The sequence below is a fragment of the Streptomyces sp. NPDC005728 genome (assembly GCF_040630895.1).
Lineage (GTDB): Bacteria > Actinomycetota > Actinomycetes > Streptomycetales > Streptomycetaceae > Streptomyces.
This window is the reverse complement of the sequence record NZ_JBEXYL010000304.1, coordinates 1-1,185: the sequence shown is the minus strand read 5'-3', so window position 1 is coordinate 1,185 and position 1,185 is coordinate 1. Positions and strand designations below refer to the sequence as shown.

The following is a 1,185-nucleotide window of genomic DNA, read 5'->3' as shown; positions in this document are numbered from 1 at the left end:
GCCCTCGCGAGCACCGGGGGTGTGCGGTCGACCCCGTACCCCCGGGGTCCCGGCGTTCGCGCTGTGACGTGCCCGGGGGCACCGGCCCCGGCGAGAGACGCCGCGTGATCACGCTTCCGGCAACACAGCCCAAGCCCCGGCGGGCTCTCAAGTGGATCACGACCGACCCGGTTCACCTGCAGCCAGGCGAACTGCAGGGGCGACATATGGCGGGATCAAGGGAAGACCCGCATCCAGGCCCTCTTCCGCTTCGCCCGGCACCGCATGGGCGTGCACTTCGCGATGCTCCGCGACGGCACCATCTACGAACCACACACCACCGAAACAGCCACCCCAGACCACCTTGATGAAGGACATAGAGGCCCCCCCGCGCATACGCGAGCGAGCCCGGACCAACTGGTCCGGTGTGACTGAGCGCTTCAGTCGGCGGGTTTCGCCAAGCACCGCGCTCAGGACGTGGCCGGAAGATCAACGCGGTCTGTCACTTCAGGCAGCAGCTGCGCCGACTGCCGGTTCGCCCTCTTCCTCGTCGAGCCGGTCAGCGACGATCATCGCCGCATCGTCCGCCAGGTGGCCCCCGGTGTGACAGATCAATGCCTGGTGCAATTGTTCCAGGAACTGCGACGGAGTACAGGCAGGCACCGCTTCCATGGCCTCGGCCAAGGCGAAGAAAACGCCGTCAGAATTGCGGGCTTCGATCACGCCGTCGGTGTACAGCAGCAGACGGTCACCGGGTGCGAGCGGATAACTCTCCACCTTGGCGGGAGGATCGGTGATCAAGTCGTCCAGGCCCAAAGGCGGCAGTGGTGAACTGGGCATCAGGGCGTGAACCCTGCCCTGGCGCAGCAGCAGCGGAGGCGGATGGCCGCGATTGAACACCTGGACGTCGAAGCCGTCGGGCACCTGAGCCACGAGCGCAGTGACGAAATCCTCCGCCTGGTCTTCCCTCCCGTCCTGGTCGACCGCGCCCGGCGCGGCTCGCTCCCGGTGCAGCGCAGCCGCGCAGTGGTTCATCACCTCCACCAGGTCGTCCTCGTAGTGCGCGGCCTCCCGGAAGGCGTTCAGCACGGCCGCGGCCAAACCCACAGCAGGCAGCCCTTTGCCGCGGACGTCGCCCACGATCATCCGGACCCCGTACCGGGTCTCTACGGCCTCGTACAGATCGCCGCCGATCTGCGCTCCCGT

Annotated in this window: 1 protein-coding gene and 1 pseudogene; one reads left to right on the top strand and one right to left on the bottom strand. The window is 67.6% G+C overall.

Annotation, left to right across the window (positions count from 1 at the left end; all coding sequences use genetic code 11):
• Nucleotides 1-210: 210 nt before the first annotated feature.
• A pseudogene (locus tag ABZ471_RS48790) lies at nucleotides 211-414 on the top strand (hypothetical protein); the annotation flags it as partial.
• A gap of 72 nt (nucleotides 415-486) precedes the next feature.
• Here the strand turns inward: ABZ471_RS48790 and ABZ471_RS48785 are convergent.
• Nucleotides 487-1,185 (bottom strand): PP2C family protein-serine/threonine phosphatase (locus tag ABZ471_RS48785; RefSeq protein WP_359075646.1); only part of this gene is annotated, 699 nt, incomplete at its 5' end.